Raw genomic sequence first — 17,149 nt, 5'->3', positions numbered from 1 at the left:
GAGGCGCTAAAGTGTAGCCGAGCGGCTACACATAGCGGGTGCGCAACGAAGGGGCCGGTCCGACGATGATGAAGAGACGGACGTTCCTCTGGGGGGTCGCGTTCGCGGGCCTGGAGGTGGGGCCCATCGCGGCATGTGGCCGCGGCCTGTTGCCCGGCACCACCGCACAGGCATTGCTCGAGCAGTTTGCCGTTCCGCCAGCGACCGCGCGGCCGCTGGTGTGGTGGCACTGGCTCAACGGTGCGATCACACCCGAGGGCCTCGGGCTCGACCTGGAGTGGATGCAGCGTGCCGGGATCGGCGGCGTGCAGATTTTCAACGGTGCGGTTCCGAACAACAATGGACACATCAGGCCACCGGTCACCTTCCTCTCGCCGGAATGGCGGCGAGCGTTCGCCGGCGCGGTCACACAGGCCAACGAAGCCGATATCAGCGTCGGCGTCGCGACCTCTGCTGGCTGGAGTCAAACGGGGGCGCCGTTTGTGAAAACCGCCGACGCAATGAAGAAGCTCGTCTGGAGCGAGACCGAAGTGGTTGGGGGCGGGCGGATTCGGATCGTTCTGCCGCAACCACCCAGCGTCGCGGGCCCGTTCGGTACGGTGCCCGCAGAAGAGGCGGTCACGATCGCCGGAGAGAAGTTGACCGAGCTGCCAGATTTCTATGCCGACAGTCGCGTGATCGCCTATCGGGTGCCCGCCGGTGAGCCGACGTTGCCGTTACCCACGGTGACCACCGCCTCCGGTCCCATCGATGCCGCGCCGTTGTTCGATGGAAGGCTCGAGCCCGCCGTCCACCTGCCTCAGCCGACCCACGAGGCGCCCGTGTGGCTGCGTTTCGACTATGCCCAACCCGTGACCGTGCGGTCGGTGACGGCGGCCTTGGCCCCGGTCGCACCGCCAGTCACCGGTGCCACACCGATACCGGCGCGAATCGAGGTCAGCGACGACGGTAAGTCTTACCGTCGGGTGGGCCCCCTCGCCGTCGGCGCCTTCCCGCAGAACACCACGAGCTTCCCCGCGATCACCGGACGCAGCTTCCGTATCGTGCTGCAACCCGACGCACCGTCGGGCCCGCCGGCAAGCCTGGCCGGCATGGCGCCCGGCGCTCTACTCCAGCCTGGCCTTCCCACCCAGGAGCCATCCGAGACGATTCCGCTCTCCCAGATGGCGCTCGGCGCGTCTCCGAGAGTCAATCGATTCGAGGAGAAAGCCGGATTCAGTTCTGTCCTGGACTATTACGCGATACCGACGCCGCCCATCGACGGCGACTTCGCCGTGGACCCCGGCCAAGTGGTCGACGTGACGGCGCACATGCAGGCCGATGGCCGGTTGGACTGGACGCCCCCGAACGGTGCGTGGCGCGTGCTTCGGATCGGGTACTCGTTGACAGGCCACCGCAACGGGCCCGCCGAGGCGGCGGCGACAGGATTGGAGGTCGACAAGCTCAGCGCGCCACGGGTACGCGCCTACATGGAGCGGTATCTCGATTTGGTGCTGAGTGCTGCCGGTGGCGGACAGGTCAGCTCCATCCTCAGCGATAGCATCGAAGCCGGATTCTCGAACTGGACCGAGGACATCCTTGAGCAGTTCGAGAAGCGGCGCGGTTACGACCCGACCCCGATGCTGCCCGCCCTGACCGGACGCGTCGTCGGGAGCGCCGAAGCCAGTGACGGCTTCCTGTACGACTTCCGTCGCACCATCAGCGACCTGCTGGCCGAAGCCCACTACGGAGCGATTGCCGACGTGGCCCACGACCGCGGCCTGACCGTCTGCGGTGAAGCCATCGAATCAGGCAGCAGGCCCATCCTCGGCGACGACATCGCCATGCGACGGCACACGGACGTCCCGATGGGCGCGATGTGGACCTACGCCGTCGATGCGCAACCCAATCCCTCCCACGTCGCCGACATCAAGGGCGCTGCCTCGACCGCCCACCTGTACGGCGCGACACACGTTGGCGCTGAGTCGATGTCGTCGATGCTCCAGCCCTGGGCGGCCAGCCCCCGCGAACTCAAACACGTCATCGACACTCAGATCGCCCTCGGTGTGAACCGGCCGTCCATTCACTCCTCAGTGCACCAGCCCTTCTCCGACCGGGCCCCGGGGCTGGCGCTGTGGATCTTCGGGCAGTATTTCAACCGCCACGAAAGCTGGGCCGAGCAGGCTAGAGCCTGGACCGACTACATCGCGCGGTTGTCATCGATGATGTCGCAGGGCCAATATCAGGCAGACGTCGCGTACTTCTACGGTGAGGAAGCGCCGCTGGTGACGTTGGCGCAGGACGGCCGACTCGATGATCTTCCAACCCGCCATGGCTATGATTTCGTGAATGCCGACGCGTTGCTGTCGGAGTTCACCGTCGAGGACGGAGCGCTGATCACCCGGTCCGGCATGCGGTACCGGGTGTTGCAACTCGGCGGTACCTCACAGCAGATGACGTTGGCGGTCCTGCGCCGCATTTGCGAGCTGGTCAGCCAGGGGGCTACTGTGATCGGCGAGAAGCCCACCGGCACACCAAGTTACGGCGATCACCAGGGCGAGTTCACCCGACTGGCGGCCAAGGTATGGTCAGGGGGCCAGGCAGCGGGCCGGGTCATCACCGCCAGCGATGGGGACACCACGCTCGCCGACATGGGCGTGGTACCCGAACTCGACGTCGTCGGCGGTGGGTCGGCTCACATGCTGCGATTCCAGCACCGCGTCAGCGACGGGACACATCTGTGGTTTCTGGCCAATTCCACGGGACGACCGCAGTCTCTGGAGGTGGCTCTGCGCGTCACCGGCATGGCGCCCGAACTCTGGGACGCGGAGACGGGCGCGACGCGGGATCTGTCGTACCGAACAGACGGCGAGACAACGATCATTCCGATCACCTTCGCCGACAACGGCTCGGCTCTCATCGTGTTCAGGCAACCCACCGACACCACGGCACGCACCATCGACGAACCCACCACACCCACAGTGACCCCCATCGAAGGATCCTGGACCGTGACCTTCCAGACCGGCCGGGGAGCGCCCCCAGCGGCCGTCCAACTCGCCACAGGTTCGCTCACCGAGCACCCTGACCCCCAGATCCGCTATTTCTCCGGGACCGCCACCTACGCCAAGACCGTGCACCTATCTGTACCTGAAGGGCAGCGAATCTACCTGTCGCTGGGCGCGGCCGCCGACATCGCCGAAGTCACCATCAACGGTCAACTCGTCCAAACCATCTGGCATGAGCCCTACCGCGCTGATATCACCAACGCAGTCACCTCGGGTCCCAACAATGTGCAAGTGAAGGTGACCAATCGGTGGGTCAACAGGCTCATCGGCGACGCGCAACCCGAGAATCCGAAGGTCACCTGGACCGTCGCGCCAGTCTACGACCCCGACGCCCCCCTCTTGCCTGCCGGACTCATCGGCCCGGTGACAATCGAGGTGCAGTAACGATGTGAACCTTCGATCCGGCCCCTCCGGTCCCGCGCAGAACCGCAATCACTGGCTTGGACAGGTGGACGCCAGCCACCGCCAGCGCCACCAACGGAGCGCCGCACGGTCGCCTGCCAATAGCACGCTCGCAGTCAAGGACGTGAATCCCGCTCCGAGTAAGTGCTGCAAGGTGATACCCCATCGAGGCTCCGGTGTAGCGAGTCCGGGTGCCGAACATCTCCGAAAGCAGCACCCCCCGTGCCGATTACCGCCTGGAAATCCTCGACGGGACACACTGGCTTCCGACGCAGAACCCGACCGAACTCGCTCGGATCATCGCTGAACGAGTGTGTGGCAAAGTCGCCGGATCGATGTCTTCGCCGCAATAGCGTTAGACCGCACGCCCTTTTCGGCCCGACGATGTCACCGGGAGCTCATGCATACACCATTAGCGGTAATCGACGCTGTCCTGATCGACGGCAACGGCAACTCGCCAGTTCCCGACAGTGTCGTCATCATTGCTGACCGGAAGTTCACCGCCGTCGGTGCGCACGCGGCGACACAGATCCCCGACGGCGCCGACATCATCGACGCCGCCGACTCGTACCTCATCCTGTGCTTGATGAACGGCAATGTGCACCTTCTCGACGGCATCATGATGATGGGCGTCGGCGGGATCGAATACCACGCGCGACATGAAGGTGCCTATCACCACGTCATCGAGGAAGCGGCCCAGATAGCTCTCAAACACGGGGTGACAATGGTGTTCGACACCGGAATGCCCTCGAGCCGGTTCTGTTGGCCCGCGATCGCATCAACCGCGGCGCGGCCGAAGGAGCCCGGATGTTCTGTGCCGGCAACATAATCGGGTTGGGCGGGCCGTTCAGCGCCGACTTTCACCGTGCCGCGCGCCAAGTCATCAGTCCAACCTTCGCCAACCGGATCGACCTCCTCTTCGAAGCGGGCGTCGGTCAGCAACTCAGTTGGCTGACCGCCGAAACGGTGCAGGCCGTCGTGCGCGACTACTTGCAACGCGGCGTGGACATGCTCAAGATCGCCGTCAGCGACCACTTGGTCTCCACCGTTGGATTCGACAGGACCCTACCTGACCTTTCCGGAGAAAACACTTCGGCTCATCGCCGAAGAAGCACGTGCAGCGGGTGTTCCGATCCTCACCCACACCATGTCACTTCACGCTCTCGACATGGCTATCGACATCGACGCCGACGTCTTGATCCACGCGACGATGACCGGCCAGCAGCCCATCCCCCACGAGATGCTCGACCGCATCATCGACCGCAACCTGTGGTGCGAGGTGCAATCGGTCACCGCGGACCATCAACATCAACTCGAACGCACGGCAGACCTATGGGCCGGCTACGGCGGATACGTCCATGCGGACAACGAACGGCTTCTTATCGGGGCCCTGGCACAAATTCTTCTGGGCCACCGACGCAGGATGTACATCCAGTGACGTTCTCAGCGATCTAGGCGAAGCTGTCTATCAAGAAAGACCTTTCACCCAGGGCCCGGACCATGCGCTGTGGATGAAAGCTGTGGTACAGGAGGGAATGACTCCCATGCAGGCGATTCTCGCGGGTACCCGAAGCATCGCAGCGGCCTATGGGAAACTAGACCAATTCGGCACCGTCGAAGCCAGCAAGATCGCCGATTTGGTGCTGCTCAAGGCCGATCCACTTGCCGACATCACCAACGTGAACTCGGTGCACATGGTGATCAAAAGACGGCCGCATCATCGATCGACGAAACCTCCCGGCGGGGCGCTACGTCACGAGCGTCCAAACGGCCAGTGCCGGGCGGCGACTGATGCGACCAGTGTGGGTGCCAACGTGTTTCGACCAGCGGCACCCCGAGACGTCCCGCGCGTACTCCCGGTCGGAACGCAACGGCTGGCCTACCCGACAGTCATCGGATCCGAACCCGATCACTCTGAGTTCTACACGCTTCCGCTGTGGCGCAACGCCATCGTAGGGGCAGGCCGTCGTCAACGGGCTGTTAATGGTGGTTCCGAACCGCTATGGCGCGCCCAGGGTGCGGCGATGTTCCACGGAGGTCGTTCATCGACGATGCCCATGGGCGGATCCTGGTCGAAGCCCATGTGGCGAGGATTGCTTTGGACAGCCGTCCAGGTGCAGCACCGCCACGACTGGCTGGACCAGTTTCCGTTGCTGTTCGCCTGTCGACCGATCGAGCCACATCCATGCGATCACGACGTGACCGGTGGCCTCGAGGTAGATCGTCGAATTGGCCAGCGTGGTGGCGACGTCGCCAGCTCTCCACAGTGTTTCGGTGACGTCGGCGAGTCGTTGCACGGCCCGACGAAGATCACAGGCGTACGCCGCGGGATGACCCGATTGCAATGCCTTGTCGATGGTCTCGTTGATGCGCTCGATCAGCAGGGCGAGCCCGGCTCCGTCCTGCATCACGACCTTGTAGCCCAGCAGGTCCAGGCCGTGAATTGCCGTGGGTCCTTCGTGGATCGCGTTGAGCCGGTTGTCGCGGTAGTACTGCTCCACGTCGAATTCCTTGGTGTACCCGTAGCCGCCGTACACCTGGATGGCCAGGCTGTTGGCCTCCAGGCACCACTGTGCGGGCCAGCTCTTGGCGATCGGTGACCGAGACGAGCCCGAAGTGAACGCCGCGCGGCAACGCGAATCTGACCTCCACTCCCCGACTGGGCCGTCCTCCGCGCGCGGCCATGTGAACACGTCGGGCGTTGCGATGGCAAACCCAGGTACCCATGGGGTGTTTTACCCCCTGCGCCCTAGTGATCGGGTGGGCGATCCTTGAGCCCTGGACACGGATCGACGAGCACACGGTGGCTTTCGCCCCAAGCTCCCAGCGCCAGCCCTGCAGTGACCGATCAAAAATCACGAAGGAGCACGACCGAACATGACATCGACCGTTTCACTTGGCGTCGACGCCGAGCGCATCGCGCTTCTGCCGGCAGCCATCCAAGCCGACGTCGATGCGGACAAGTTTGACGGCGCGGTGGTGCTCGTCGCGCGTCGCGGAGAGATCGTCCTTCACGAGGCGGTCGGCTACGCCGACCGCGCGGCGAATCGACCGGCGCAACGCGATTCGGTGTTCGTCACGATGTCGATCTTCAAACAGATGGTGGCCGCGGCCGTGTTCCAGCGGATCGACAATGGCCAGATCGCCTTCACCACGAAGGTCGCCGATCTCATTCCCGAATATGCCGCCAATGGCAAGGGCGCCACCACCATCGCCGATCTGCTGCTCCACAAGGCCGGCTTACCGCTCGGTGCCCCCGGCATACCGCCGGAGCTGATCGGCGACATTGCTGCCGTGACAGCCATCGTGTCTGGTTTCGTCCCGCAATCGGTGCCGGGGACGTCGATCAGCTACGCAGCGGTGGTCGGGCACAGTGTCCTCGCCGAGATCGTGCGCCGACTCGACGGCGGCCATCGCTCCTTCGGTCGAATCCTCAAAGAAGATCTGATCGAGCCTCTCGGGATGGTCGACACATCGCTCGGCTTCGGACTGCGCGAGGATCAGCTCGACCGCGTTGTTCCGATTGCGGTCAAGGATCCCAGTCATCAACTGTTGTCCCCTGAACTGCTCATGGGTGCCGGGAAGGTCGCGGCCACTGTCGGACTCGAGGTCCCGTCGGGCAGCGCCTACACCACTGCCCATGACTGGTTCCGCTTTGCAGAGGCATGCCGCCGTGGCGGCGAGCTCGACGGGAAGCGGATCTTGAGCCCTGCTATCTTGCGATTCGGCACCACCATCGCGACCGGCGATCTGACCAACAGCCTGTGGGACTACGCGCAGAACATGCGGGGCTGGCCCGCGATTCCCGCAAACCTCTCGCCGGGCTTCTACGTGCGCGGAACCGGCATCACCTCACATGCATTCGGCCAGCTGTCATCCGCGGGGACTTTCGGTGGGATCGGAACCGGATCGAACTGCTTCTGGGTCGATCCGGAGCGTGAACTCACCTACGTGTTTCTGTCAGCCGGTCTGATCGAGGACTCCTACAGCTGGGAGAGGCACCAACGTTATGCAGACCTAGTGCAGTCCGCCGTTATTGAGTGAGCCGCTCACAACGCGGCCATCGTAGACGTCAATGCTCTCAATCGACCTCACGCACAAACGTTTTCAGGAAAGGACGCAGACATGGCTGGCTTCACAGGGACACCTCAGTATTTCGACCCGCTGAATCCGGCGCACCTCGCCGACCCGGACGGTCTCATGGCGGCATCTCGGAAAGGACGCCCGGTAGGTCATGTCAGCGACATTCTCTACACCGTTCACTCCGATGCCGCAGTTCGCCAGATCTTCGAGGATACGACGCACTTTTCCAATCGCGGGAACTTCTCCGTAGGCTCCGAGGACGTACAGCTACCGGCAACTGTCATTACGCTGGCCGACCCGCCCGACCACACAGCACTGCGGGCTCGGCTCTTGAAGGACCTGTCGCCTGCACGGTTGCGCAAGCTTGCACCGAAAGTCAAAGAGATCGTTGAGGACTGCATCGCGGGACTCCCAAAAGCCGGTGTTGTTGACCTGTACGCGGAGTACTTCATTTTCATACCGGCGAGAATTCTCTACGCCATGATCGGGATACCCGAATCCGACTGGAATCAGATTCAACGATGGTCGGACGTGGTCGTCGCGAGGCTCCCCGAACCGGCCCATGAACTTCCCGAGTTCATCTCTCTGAGAGACTATCTCGGCAGGCTAGTCCAAGAGCGACGGTCATCGCCGAGCAATCGCCACGAAGATGTGCTGGATAATCTGTGTTTCGCTGAAACAAGCGAAACAGATATGCCTGCCCCCGCGGTCATACTGCACATCTTTCAACTCGTCTTGGCGGCAACTGACACCACGCGTGGCCTGCTCGCCAATTGTCTGTTCCGCCTGCTGGATAAGCGTGACCAATGGGAGGCAGTACTGCTCGATCGGTCCGCACTGCCCAATGCCATCGAGGAGTCCTTGCGCATGGACGCGCCCGGCCAATTCATGGTGCGTTCGGTGGTCGAAGACACTACTGTCGGCTCCTGCCCGATCCCCGCCGGCAAGAAAGTCTACCTGGATATTCAGTCCACCAACCATGATGAAGAACGGTGGGGCAACGACTCTCGCACGTACCGTGTCGACCGACCCAACGCGTCCGGGCACCTGTCCTTCGGACGCGGCATCCACGCCTGCATCGGTGCGCCCCTGGCCCGAATCGAGGCCCGGTTCGCGCTCTCAACGCTTCTCGACAGATATCCCAACATGACACTAGCGCCCGGCGCCGCGTGGGTGAAATGTGAAGGGGCGCTGATCAGGCGGGTACAAGCGGTACCAGTGCTCCTGACCGGAAATGACGAGCGATGAGGGTTGACGTTGATCGTAATCGCTGTGAAGGTCACGCTATGTGTGAAGCAATCGCGCCAACCGTCTTCTCCGTGGACGACGACGGCGACGCAGCGGACGTCAAGTCCGCGACTCTGGGTTGCCCGGTTGCCGCGCTGAAACTCATCTAGCGCCTGCGGCTCTCACGGTGAGTGTTCCTGCACCCAGGCTCCAAGCTGCGCCCGGGACCGCATATTCAGTTTGTTGAGGATGCGCTCGACGTGACCGTCGACCGTCCGCGGAGAGATCACGAGCTGCGCCGCAATCTGGCGATTTCGCAACCCGCCGGCGATCAACGTCGCCACCTCCATCTCGCGTGGGGTCAGCGGCAGGGGCGACGAACTACTGTCGGGGTCCTCTGCGATGGACTCGTCTCCCAGGGCGAGATGTATGGCCCGGCCGAGAGTCAAGCCCGGCGGCTGGGATGACAGGCTCTCATAGGTTTTGTCCCCGAGCGACTTCCGCACCCGCTGATGAGCTCGCTGGCTGTCGCCGGTGATTCCCGGGCCAAACGCGCCCACCGACGTCCCGAGCCCCGCCCAGACGAATCTTGCAGTCCCGAACAGACGCGCCGACCCGGTGACGTTACCCACGGCCTCCGCCGTCCACGCGAGAACTTCAATCGCCAGCGCCGTGCAAATCTTGTCCTGGAAAGCGAGTTGAATTCCGAGCGCGTCCTTCGCCGCTGCAACTGCAGAATCCGTAAGCCCAAGGTGGAAATATGCGACGCTCGACACCCACAACGCATAACCCTTGTTCCACCGCTCGTGCTGCGTGTCGGCCAGCTGAACCAAGTCATTGCACGATTGCAACGCCGCGTCGGCTCGGCCGGCGTAGATCTGCGCGATCGCGAGTTGGAACAACGCGTTTGAGATCTCGGCCGACTCGCCCGTGGACCGATAGCCACCGATCGCACGTTCATAGAGGTCGATGGCTTCGGTTGTGTTTCCGCAAAACAACTCGAGCAGCGCGGCCCAATGATCGTGGTGCGCCTGCAGGACCGCGTCGCTCAGTTCACTTGCGATGTTAGAGCATTCGGACAGAAGCATCCCAGCGCCGTCGCGGTCCCCCTGCAACAGCGCAATCCATGCAGCGACCCACAACACATCACCGCGTACGCGAGTCGCGACTGGCAGTTCCGCCAGTAACCCATCGACGCGAATTCGCGCGTCGTGCAGGCTTCCGTCAGACACCCAATGGTAGCGGAGCGCGACGACAAGGCGGCCCGCGGCGCTGATCTCATTCTCGGTGGCTAGAGACCAATCCAGTGCGGCGATCAAGTTGTGGTGATCCATCCGCCACCACGCCGGCAGGTCGGATTGCGTTGGGCTGAACCAATTCTTGGATTCAACGCTCCGCTCGGACCGAGCGAGGTAGTGGTCGCGGTGCCGACGCCGAAAGGCGCAACCGTCGCCGGTCGCGTCGAGGAGTTCGCGCCCGTATTCCCTGAGAGTGAACAGCTGCGAGTATCGGAGTTGTTCGCTGGAGCGATCGACGATGACAAGGGATTTCGCCACCAGGCTCTCGAGGAGATCGATGATCTGCTCAGGCGGAATATCGCCGTATCCGCACACGGCTTCCGCCGCCGCAAGGTCGAAACTCCCGGGAAATACCGCGAGCCTGGCCCAAAGCGCACGTTCGTTGCTCGAACACAGGTCGAAGCTCCAGTCGACGACCGCTCGGAGAGTCTGTTGTCGCGGCCTTGCTCCACGGTCGCCTCCCGCAAGCAGGCTGAATCGATGTTGGAGACATTGAATGAGTTGCAGCGGAGAAAGCGCTCGCAGCCTGGCAGCCGCCAGCTCTATCGCGAGCGGCATGCCATCGAGTTGAATGCACAGTTGGGCGATCGAGTCAGCGTTCGCTGCACCTATCTGAAAATCTGGGACGACAGCCTGCCCCCGTTCAACGAACAGGGCGACGGCCTCGGACTCGGCGAGGTCGCCTGGCTCGTTGGCATCGGTTTTCGCCGGCAGACTCATTGGGGGCAGCATGTACGTGAACTCGCCGCCGACCCGCAGCGGTTCCCGCGATGTGGCGAGAACTCGCACCATCGGAGCAGCGGACAGCACGGTGGTGACGAAGTCCCCGACTGTGTCGATGAGATGTTCGCAGTTATCAATCACCAACAAGCTCTGTCGGTTGCGCAACGCATCAGTAATGTTGTCGATCGCCGTGCCGGCGGCAAGGTCGGCGAGGCCAAGAGCCGCCGCCGCAGACGCAGGTAGTGACTCCGGGTCACGCACCGCAGCCAGGTCGATGAAGAACACCGAATCACGGAACGCTCGCTCGGTCTGCAGTGCAATCTGTTCAGCGAGACGTGTCTTTCCGACGCCGCCGGGACCGAGCACCGTCACCAGCCTGGATCGCTGCAGCAGGCGTCGTGCTTCTTCCTTTTCACGACGACGGCCGATGAAACTGGTCATCGTCGTGGGCGCATAGTTTTGCCGGATCAGGACCACTCCTTTGTGCGTCACTGACGATATCGCACCCGGTATGACCACCAATACAGATCGTGGTAGCGCGATGCGGTGGGCGCCGGCTCGGTCTGCTGCCCGGGAATTTGGAAGCTTCGGTTACGCCGCTTGGTTGCCCGCCGCGGTCATGGCCGCGTATTCGGGGTTCCCTCGCCTCAACTGGCTCGCCTCGGTTCAGGGTGCACAGTAGGCCGCGTCCGTGGTCCGCGATTTCGATGAGCGCCGCGCCCAACCACGCCTGCCTGCTGGGAATCCCGGGCTACTCGTCTCCTCTCGCGCGCCGACGGGAGCGAGCGGAGTGGGCGCCGCCGCCGCATCGAACATTCCACCTGTCCTCCGGTTGATGGTCGATGGGACCACATCGGGGCGGCGTGCATTGTGGACCGCCCGGACGTCGCCTCTGGGAGGTTCGCCTGGCAGCATTGCTGCGACCACGACCACGACCACGACCACGACCACGACCACGACCACGATCGCGGCCGCGGGGCACCCTTGACTGTGGCGATGCCACTGCGGTGGTCTGCGCCTCGCCGCTCCAAAGTTGCCGTGCAACAGCGCACTTCTTCGAGGAGAGCCTTGAGCTTCACCAGCCCATTTCCCACCGTCAGCATTCCGAACGTCAGCGTGTATGACTTTCTGTTCCGCGATTTCGACTCGGCGCATGACGCCGCACCAGCATTGATCGACGGCACTTCCGGCGAGGCCCTGACCTACCGGGAATTGGTGGCGGCGGTCAACGGCGTCGCCGGCGCCCTCGTCTCCCGCGGCCTGTCGTTGGGGGAAGTTGTTGGTCTGCATGCGCCGAACATGCCGGCTTTCGCCGTGGCCTTCCATGCGATGCTGCGGGCAGGAGGCGTGGCCACCACCATCAATGCGTTGTATATACGACCGCCGATATCGCAAGGCAACTGACCGATTCCGCCGCGAGATTCCTATTCACCTACTCGTCGTTGTTGCCACAAGCGGAAGCTGCAACGGCCGCAGGAGGCATGCCTCGCCGCAACATCATCGTGCTCGACGACGCCGAGGGCTTCGCATCACTACGGAGTCTGCTCGCCGAGGGCAGACCCGCCCCAGAGATAGCGTTCGATGCCGCGCAGCAGCTCGCAGCGCTTCCCTACTCCTCCGGAACCACGGGAAACCCGAAGGGGGTCATGCTCACCCATCGCAACCTGGTGGCCAACATCTGTCAGACCAGAGCACCGATGGGGATGCGCTCGCAAGACAGAATTCTCGCGGTTCTGCCGTTCTTCCACATATACGGCATGACGGTTCTGCTCAATGCAGCGCTGCATCGACGCGCAGCGCTGGTGACGATGCCCAAGTTTGATCTCCGCGAATTCCTGCACATTGTCTCTTCGCACCGGTGCACGTTCATATTCATCGCCCCACCGGTCGAGATCGCGTTGGCAAAGCACCCGCTGGTCGAGGAGTTCGATCTGACGTCGATACACACCGTCTGCTCGGGGGCGGCACCGTTGGACAACGAACTGGGCCAGGCAGTGGCCCGCCGGCTCGGTTGCCAGGTCCGGCAGGGTTACGGCATGTCCGAGATGAGTCCGGTGAGCCACATCATCCCGTTCGACCGAAGCGACCTACCCCTGAACACGGTCGGATTCACCGTCTCCAATATGGAATGCAAGCTTGTCGACCCTCACACCGGTATCGAGATCGAGCAGCCATCGGAGGGCGTGAGCGCACCCGGCGAGCTCTGGTGCTCGGGACCGAATGTCATGCTCGGCTATCTCGGCAACGACGAAGCCACCGCACAACCCATCGGCGCCGACGGCTACCTGTACACCGGCGACATTGCCACCGTCGATTCCGAAGGCGTGGTGAGCGTGATCGACCGCGTGGAGGAGTTGGCCAAGTACAAGGGGTACCAGGTGCCACCAGCCGAACTCGAAGCGCTGCTGCTCACCCATCCCGACATCGCCGATGTCGCAGTGATCGGCGTGCTCGACGACGACGGCGAGGAAGTGCCCAAGGCGTTCGTGGTCAAACAGCCGGGGACGAAACTCGACGAAGGCAATGGTCATGTGTTTCGTCGCGGAACGCGTTTCCCTCGTTCAAGAAATCAGGCGAGTTGAGTTCATCGACACAGTCCCGAAGTCGGCTGCTGGGAAAACACTCCGCAGAAAGTTGCGGCATCCTTGTGTGAGCTGACCAAACTCCGGCGTCAAGCGTCTTTGACCGTGGCTCGTCAAGGGTGGCCGGAGCCCTGTGGATTGACGGGCTGATTCTCGATCGCGGGGTTACCGGTGAGTTCACTGATTCATAGCGAATCGGCTTGACCCAGCGCGTATGCCTGTCAAAGCCAAGGCAATGCCATCCGCGGGCGAACCTGGTTGGTGCGGCGCCAGCTTCGATATGCCGAACATCGTCAAGGTCGGGCTGCAGTGTCATGTGACCGTTGTAACGGCCAGTTGAGGCTGATGCAGCCGGCGATTCAGTTGGCCACGACAATGCAACCGCGCGGGCTCTCCGCCGAGCGATCCACCCAGTGTTCAATCGGCTCACGAACCTCCCGACCACGCGTCCTGCAAAGACCACGGCGCCGACGGAGTCATCAAGTGCGGGTAGTCGAGGGCGCGGTGTCCAGCTGCGCGAGGAAGTGATTGCGCTGGGTTTGGGCCCGGTAGCCAGCGGTGTCCTTCACGCATTCCGGGCACCAGTGGCCGCCGCGCAGGATCAACCTGGGGCTACCCTCGAACTCGTGCCCGGTCCCGCACCTCCATGCCAAGGGTGTGGCGATGTCTCCGGTTATCACGTCGGTGGAAAGCAACTGGCCGCCGCGGAAGTCTGCGGCCGCGGCGTAGTCTGCGTCCGTCCACTCGGCCGGCTCTTTGGATTCGTCGTAACCGTGGTCGAGCAGTGAGGGTGTGCGGTCGGGCATCGGTGCCGCGAAGGTGCTCCAGTCCCCGATCTGCTCGAACTCGCGGCGTGAGCCGAAGAAGGCATTAATCCGCGCTTCGTCTCCGTCGCGGATGAACGCCATCGTGCCGCGCGGTTTGCTGGTGATGGGCTTGAGGATGAAGTTCTTCACAATCCATGACGGCATCATTCCAGCGAGCTTCATCTGCGGTTTGGCTGCGACCGCATGAGTTAGCGCGTCGTCAAACGTGTCGTTGCGGAACGGAACGAGCTTTTCCAGATCGTCGGAATCGGTGTACCACTGGCCGTGGAAGTTGCGCGTGGCGAACCAGTTCCGGTCATACCATTTACGGACATCCTTGAGTCCGAACGCGGCGGTCATCCGGGTCTGGAGTTCCCAGTTGGTCAGTCGCCACCCATCGCCACCGCCGATGTTGTACATGTCGCGCCAGAAATGTGGGGGCACGTTGTCTTCGCAGATGTTCGCTATGAGTCGTGCCGAGTCCTCCGCTGAGACCCATTCCATGACGCCCTCGAACGGGGAATGCGTCATGATCGGGTCGCGGATCTCCAGGATGCCCGGGTGGAAGATGCCGGTCTGGCGTAACCAGACCCACTTCGGCAGGCCGGAGTCGACCAGCGCCTTTTCGGCGACGATCTTGCTCTGCCCGTAGCCGTCGAAATGCGCGGGCCGCAGTGGATCGCCGATTCGGCCCCAATGGTGCGGCGGGTTGCGGTCTCCGGTCTCGGCGACGGTCCCGATGCCGATGACGCCGATGCCTGACGGGTTCGACTGGGCCTTCACTGCGCGGACAATGTTGTCCATGCTGCCGACGTTGACACGGTGTGCGAGCGCCGGGTCGTCGTCACCGGCGGGCGACACGATGCCACCCAGGTGCACAACGAAATCGGCCCCTGCTACGCAGGATTCGACCACCGAATAGTCGGTCAGGTCGCCGAACCGCACCTCTAGGTTCGGCATGTCGTCGTAATGACGTATTGCGGCCGTGTCATTCTTGGTGGGCAACACCAAGGCCACGATGTCGAACCTGTCCAATCGATCACCGAACTCGCGGAGAACGAACTGGCCCCAGTTCCCGGTGGCGCCGGTGAGGAACACCCGAGTGCGTTTGTTGGCCATGAGGTCAGCTGGCGAACACGTCGAGAGATCCGACAGTGCCGCGGTTGTCCTTGATGCGTTCGACCAGCCGCCACCGACCGTTGCGGCGCTCCCATGTGTCGTGGTAGTCGCCGAGGGTGTGGAACGTCAGGTCCGGGTCGCTATGTGACAGATGCAGGTCCTGAACGTATGCGCGGCTGGTCGCCCGGTTGCCGTTCACATCGACGATGACGTTGCCGAGTAGGTGCTGGGTCACACCGCAGTTCTCCAGAAATCCTCGGATCAGCGCGATGATGGCCGCGCTGCCTTCGAGCCGACCCGTACCGAGTTCGCCCACGGCGTCCTCGGTGAGGATCTGGGAAAGCAGCTCCCAATCGTGGTCATCCATAGCGCGCGCGAACCGAATCAGCTCACGTTCAATTGCTCGTTCGGCGTGGATCGTGTTCTCGCCCTCGGGTATCACCTAGATCGTTTCCCTTCAATTTTTGCCGTTGATTCTGCCGACTTCGCCCGTGCCCCAGTGCGCGTTGTCCATTGACCGGGATGCGCGCCCAAGTTTTCACCTGCGCCGTGTCAGAAGCTGCCCTTGGCCAGCCGAATCAGAAAGCCGCCGATGACCGCCTGCGCGCCGCCAACCAAATACGTCGCATTGCAGCCGCCGATTCGTGGTCAGCGCCCCGAGCGCGATCACCCCCGGTGCGAGCACCGGTCCGATCGACCTCGGGATGGAGTCGGACAGGCCGGTGAGCGCCATGTACTTGCCGGACTCGTGGCCTTGCCCGGGGCAGGACATCGACGATCAACGCACCTTGGACGGGCATGAGCATGCCGGTGGACAGGCCCGTGATCACCATGCCCGTAGCGAACCGGCCAGGATGAACGGTCGGCGCATCCCGAAGCGGGGACCTGCACCGCGGTCGCTCAGCACGCCGAACACCGGCGTTACCACCCTTGACACGAGTGCATGCACACCGGTCAAGAGCCCCAAGGTCCACGTCTTCGCACCCGGCGTGACTGCGGGCAGCCAGCGGAAACGACACAAAAGGACGAGTGAAACCGTGTTGATCGCGGTGCCGAACTGGCCCGCCGCAAGCGTGACGACGAGGTCTTCTATCCAGGACTGTCGGCGCTCCTGCGGGATCGGGGACGACGACGGTCGGCGAATCCGGCATTACCAGAGCGTGCCGCGGTCGACGAGCAAGGCGGCACCAGTGATCGACCGGGCAGCGTCCGACGCGAGATAGGCCAGTGCATCGGCGATATCGGCCGGCTCTATGACACCGGGCAGCACCGGATTCAGCCGGGTGAATAACGCCGGATCCACACCTGCCGGCACGATCTGTTCCGCGTCAGCGACTTCAGGCAGCTGCCCCACCCCGCCGGGGCACACACAGTTGACCCGGACGTGCTGCGGGGCCAATTCGACTGCGATGGACTTCATGAAATGCAGGAGTGCTGCTTTCGATGCGCAGTAAGCCGACATGTACGGCTGCCCCTGGATCCCGGAGATGGACGCGACGCTCACGACGTTGCCCTTGCTCGCGGCGAGGTGCGGCAACGCGGCTTTGGTCACCAGCATGGGGCCGGTCACGTTGACCCCCATCACTTTCTCCCAGTGCGCCAGCGGCATCTCGGCCAGCGGTGTCATGCCACCCACGCCGGCGACGTTGGCGACGATATCGAGACCGCCGAGTTGGGCGACAGCCTGATCGATGGCACATTGCACCGACTCCGGGTCGCTGACGTCGCACGCCAACAGCCCCTCAACCTCGGTGATGTCCACGCCGACGACCTCAGCGCCCTGGGCGCGGAAGAGTTCGACGGTGGCCGCGCCGATTCCGGATGCCGCGCCGGTAACAAAGACTCGCTTTCCTTGTAGTGTCATG

11 protein-coding genes and 3 pseudogenes are annotated in these 17,149 nt (G+C 63.2%); 7 read left to right on the top strand and 7 right to left on the bottom strand.

The annotated features are described in order from the left end of the window. Positions 1 to 65: 65 nt before the first annotated feature. The gene (locus ACKY0X_RS11005; protein WP_221883425.1) at positions 66 to 3,428 is read left to right on the top strand and encodes a glycosyl hydrolase; all 3,363 of its coding nucleotides are present in this window, start codon (positions 66 to 68) and stop codon (positions 3,426 to 3,428) included. Between the two features lie 430 nt (positions 3,429 to 3,858). On the opposite strand, the gene ACKY0X_RS11000 is transcribed toward ACKY0X_RS11005, so the two are convergent. Beyond that, complete coding sequence (locus tag ACKY0X_RS11000) at positions 3,859 to 4,161, bottom strand: hypothetical protein (protein ID WP_301122566.1); 303 nt, start codon at positions 4,159 to 4,161, stop codon at positions 3,859 to 3,861. After that, positions 4,119 to 4,481 carry a hypothetical protein gene (locus tag ACKY0X_RS10995; protein ID WP_301122567.1) on the bottom strand — a complete coding sequence of 121 codons (363 nt, stop codon included), beginning with the start codon at positions 4,479 to 4,481 and terminating at the stop codon, positions 4,119 to 4,121. The genes ACKY0X_RS11000 and ACKY0X_RS10995 overlap by 43 nt, the downstream gene beginning before the upstream one ends. A gap of 133 nt (positions 4,482 to 4,614) precedes the next feature. Between ACKY0X_RS10995 and ACKY0X_RS10990 the strand changes: the two genes are divergently transcribed. Continuing rightward, complete coding sequence (locus ACKY0X_RS10990; RefSeq protein WP_221883426.1) at positions 4,615 to 4,884, top strand: hypothetical protein; 270 nt, start codon at positions 4,615 to 4,617, stop codon at positions 4,882 to 4,884. Next, positions 4,805 to 5,140 (top strand): annotated as a pseudogene (locus ACKY0X_RS10985) (amidohydrolase family protein); the annotation flags it as partial. The gene ACKY0X_RS10990 and the pseudogene ACKY0X_RS10985, both read left to right, overlap by 80 nt. A 474-nt stretch (positions 5,141 to 5,614) precedes the next feature. Here ACKY0X_RS10985 and ACKY0X_RS10980 read toward each other — a convergent pair. Beyond that, positions 5,615 to 6,046 (bottom strand): annotated as a pseudogene (locus ACKY0X_RS10980) (acyl-CoA dehydrogenase C-terminal domain-containing protein); the annotation flags it as partial. Positions 6,047 to 6,323: 277 nt separating this feature from the next. Here ACKY0X_RS10980 and ACKY0X_RS10975 point away from each other — a divergent pair. From ACKY0X_RS10975 to ACKY0X_RS10965, 3 genes are all read left to right on the top strand, one after another. Beyond that, positions 6,324 to 7,490, top strand: a complete 1,167-nt coding sequence (locus ACKY0X_RS10975; RefSeq protein ID WP_079628254.1) for a serine hydrolase — start codon at positions 6,324 to 6,326, stop codon at positions 7,488 to 7,490. A gap of 81 nt (positions 7,491 to 7,571) precedes the next feature. Then, complete coding sequence (locus ACKY0X_RS10970) at positions 7,572 to 8,777, top strand: cytochrome P450 (protein ID WP_409429431.1); 1,206 nt, start codon at positions 7,572 to 7,574, stop codon at positions 8,775 to 8,777. Further along, positions 8,774 to 8,926, top strand: a complete 153-nt coding sequence (locus ACKY0X_RS10965) for a ferredoxin (protein ID WP_301122570.1) — start codon at positions 8,774 to 8,776, stop codon at positions 8,924 to 8,926. Before ACKY0X_RS10970 ends, ACKY0X_RS10965 begins: the two co-directional genes overlap by 4 nt. A 12-nt stretch (positions 8,927 to 8,938) precedes the next feature. Here the strand turns inward: ACKY0X_RS10965 and ACKY0X_RS10960 are convergent, their stop codons facing one another. Continuing rightward, positions 8,939 to 11,269, bottom strand: coding sequence for an ATP-binding protein (locus tag ACKY0X_RS10960; RefSeq protein WP_409429430.1), 2,331 nt, complete (start codon positions 11,267 to 11,269; stop codon positions 8,939 to 8,941). Positions 11,270 to 11,845: 576 nt separating this feature from the next. On the opposite strand from ACKY0X_RS10960, the pseudogene ACKY0X_RS10955 reads away from it, so the two are divergent. Beyond that, positions 11,846 to 13,435: pseudogene (locus ACKY0X_RS10955) on the top strand (AMP-binding protein). A gap of 403 nt (positions 13,436 to 13,838) precedes the next feature. Here the strand turns inward: ACKY0X_RS10955 and ACKY0X_RS10950 are convergent. The 3 genes from ACKY0X_RS10950 to ACKY0X_RS10940 form a co-directional block, all read right to left on the bottom strand. Then, positions 13,839 to 15,284, bottom strand: coding sequence for an NAD(P)-dependent oxidoreductase (locus ACKY0X_RS10950; protein ID WP_079628257.1), 1,446 nt, complete (start codon positions 15,282 to 15,284; stop codon positions 13,839 to 13,841). A gap of 4 nt (positions 15,285 to 15,288) precedes the next feature. Continuing rightward, a complete protein-coding gene (locus tag ACKY0X_RS10945; protein WP_308208623.1) occupies positions 15,289 to 15,726 on the bottom strand; it encodes a nuclear transport factor 2 family protein in 438 nt (145 codons plus the stop codon). A gap of 708 nt (positions 15,727 to 16,434) precedes the next feature. Continuing rightward, positions 16,435 to 17,148 (bottom strand): SDR family NAD(P)-dependent oxidoreductase, encoded by a 714-nt coding sequence (locus ACKY0X_RS10940; protein WP_237159701.1) that lies wholly within the window; start codon positions 17,146 to 17,148, stop codon positions 16,435 to 16,437. Between the last annotated feature and the right edge of the window lies 1 nt (position 17,149).

The organism is Mycobacterium sp. SMC-11 (assembly GCF_046250095.1).
Lineage (GTDB): Bacteria > Actinomycetota > Actinomycetes > Mycobacteriales > Mycobacteriaceae > Mycobacterium > Mycobacterium heraklionense_A.
This window is presented reverse-complemented; position numbering and strand designations above follow the sequence as displayed.

Bases quoted from the DNA above. Each gene is read 5' to 3' on its own strand.
- ACKY0X_RS11005 (WP_221883425.1), top strand. From the start codon at position 66: ATGATGAAGAGACGGACGTTCCTCTGGGGGGTCGCGTTCGCGGGCCTG.
- ACKY0X_RS10990 (WP_221883426.1), top strand. From the start codon at position 4,615: ATGGCTATCGACATCGACGCCGACGTCTTGATCCACGCGACGATGACC.
- ACKY0X_RS10975 (WP_079628254.1), top strand. From the start codon at position 6,324: ATGACATCGACCGTTTCACTTGGCGTCGACGCCGAGCGCATCGCGCTT.
- ACKY0X_RS10970 (WP_409429431.1), top strand. From the start codon at position 7,572: ATGGCTGGCTTCACAGGGACACCTCAGTATTTCGACCCGCTGAATCCG.
- ACKY0X_RS10965 (WP_301122570.1), top strand. From the start codon at position 8,774: ATGAGGGTTGACGTTGATCGTAATCGCTGTGAAGGTCACGCTATGTGT.
- ACKY0X_RS10950 (WP_079628257.1), bottom strand. From the start codon at position 15,284: ATGGCCAACAAACGCACTCGGGTGTTCCTCACCGGCGCCACCGGGAAC.
- ACKY0X_RS10940 (WP_237159701.1), bottom strand. From the start codon at position 17,148: ATGACACTACAAGGAAAGCGAGTCTTTGTTACCGGCGCGGCATCCGGA.